Origin of the sequence: Providencia sp. M-27 (genome assembly GCF_011077905.1) — a bacterium.
In the GTDB taxonomy this organism is placed as follows: domain Bacteria; phylum Pseudomonadota; class Gammaproteobacteria; order Enterobacterales; family Enterobacteriaceae; genus Providencia; species Providencia huaxiensis.
The window spans coordinates 1-2061 of sequence record NZ_JAALBT010000053.1 but is presented as its reverse complement, the minus strand read 5'-3'; the positions used below and the strand labels follow the sequence as shown (position 1 = coordinate 2061).

Here is a 2061-nt window from a genome sequence, read left to right as displayed (position 1 = left end):
ATTGATGCCGCAATCGTTGTTTTCCCTACACCACCTTTGCCCATTAACATAATCAGCCCATGCTGTTGCTGAGATATTTCGCCAACCAGTTCTGACAAGGTAGGTAAAGAAATAGGTTGTTTTGTCGGAGTAATAGTTGGAATTTGTGGCATCTCATTAGATAACAACTGCTTCAGTGCATCGACACCCACCATATTGATATTTTGTAAATAAATAATATCGACAGGTAACGAGCGTAGTGCTTCAGGCATAGATGCTAATGCCGCTTGTTCACGAGAGTAGAGCGCATGGGATAACTTATCATTTTCAGTCACCGCCGTTTCAGGGAAAACACCATTGACAATTAATTGCTGATTTCTGATACCCAGAGATGACAACTCGCTATAGGTTCTCGCAACCTCTCTCAATGCCGCTGATTGAGGTCGTGCAACTAATACTAACCTTGTTAGTGATTTATCACTCAACGCTTCCACCGCCATGCTGTACTGTTCACGTTGTTTATCAAGACCAGACATTGGCCCTAAACATGACGCACCATCAGGATTATCAGTAATAAAATCACTCCATGCACTCGGGAGTTGTAATAAACGGATGGTATGCCCCGTTGGTGCGGTATCAAAAATGATATAGTCAAATTGCTTTGTAATTTCGGTATTGGTTAACAACCCAGTAAATTCATCGAAAGCTGCAATCTCTGTGGTACAGGCACCTGATAGCTGTTCCGTAATACTTTGAATTACCGCTTCAGGTAAACTTTCTTTGATTGGATTAATAATTTTGTTTCGATATTCTTCAGCGGCAGCTTGAGGGTCTATTTCAATAGCAAATAAATTTGGAACCCATGTTATTGGCTTAATATTGTTGCCTATCGATTGAGAGAATACTTGCCCAACGTTAGAAGCTGGATCAGTGCTCACCAGTAAGACTTTTTTCCCTTTTTCAGCCAACTTAATTGCGGTCGCACAAGAAATAGAAGTTTTACCCACACCACCTTTTCCAGTAAAAAATAAATAATTAGGTGTGTTATCTAAAAATTTCATTTTATTGCTCCTGTTAACAACACGTTTTACCATTACCACAACACGATTTAACAATTTCGGCTTTTTCAATATTCGGCCGAATACCAAACCATCTTGCTAGCTCATGTCGTTTTGGGTATCGACCAGTCAGCACAATCTCACCATCAAGAATCAATAGTGGAAGTGACTCGGCGCCTGCGGTTTCCAAAAATGTTTTTGCTTTTGTGTTGTTAACGAACTCCATAGGCTCTTGCGCTAAATTAAAACGCCTTATACTTGCCCCTTGTTTTTTTAACCAATCCACATCTGTTGCGAAGTCTACCAATGCTTGATCGACTTCGGTTCCGCAAACACCAGTGCTACAGCATAATGCGGGATCAAATACTTCTAATTTTTTCATATCTCAACCTTATATATGTTTTTTCGAATATGTTAACTTAAAAATTTTTATATAGAACAGCTACTCGCAGGTTCTTTTGTCTCTAAGCTTTTGAGTAAATCTGCAACTCTATTTTTCTCTGTGGCATAGGTGACATCAATGATACTTTTCACCCACGGTAGTAATGCTGGAGATAATCGATAATGAACCCATTTACCATGTTTTGAATCGAGCAAAAGACCCGACTCTCTAAGCATTGCTAGATGTCGAGAAGTCTTTGGTTGCGATAAATTCAAGGCCGTATAGATGTCGCAAACACACAGTTCACCAGATGCTTTTAGCAGTAGCACGATATCCAGTCTGGTTTGGTCGGCTAAAATTTTAAACAGCAGTAGTGGTTCCATACTTTCTCCTATATTTAATGTGTGTAAGATATACCAAGGAAATACATTCGTCAAAACATATATATTGGCCTATGAATTATCTAAACGAACGCTATCTTTATTTATTGATAATTCCTTACTGAGGAAATTAGAACCTTTAATTTTTCAATGTAATAGTATCAAGTGTTAATACTGTCGTATAACACACTATCTGTAGCCCTTGATATTACAGGGCTAGGAGCAAACTTTGGACTTTTCGATGAAATGGGCACACAACCCC

At 39.0% G+C, this 2061-nt stretch carries 3 protein-coding genes; all 3 read right to left on the bottom strand.

Annotated elements, in window-relative coordinates:
- Positions 1-1040 (bottom strand): TRC40/GET3/ArsA family transport-energizing ATPase (locus G6Q48_RS21865; protein WP_166268396.1); only part of this gene is annotated, 1040 nt, incomplete at its 3' end.
- Positions 1041-1053: 13 nt separating this feature from the next.
- Entirely contained in the window at positions 1054-1419 is a 366-nt protein-coding gene (gene arsD, locus G6Q48_RS21860; protein ID WP_042847034.1) for an arsenite efflux transporter metallochaperone ArsD, read from the bottom strand.
- Positions 1420-1466: 47 nt separating this feature from the next.
- Positions 1467-1802, bottom strand: coding sequence for a metalloregulator ArsR/SmtB family transcription factor (locus G6Q48_RS21855; RefSeq protein ID WP_042847035.1), 336 nt, complete (start codon positions 1800-1802; stop codon positions 1467-1469).
- Positions 1803-2061 lie beyond the last annotated feature (259 nt).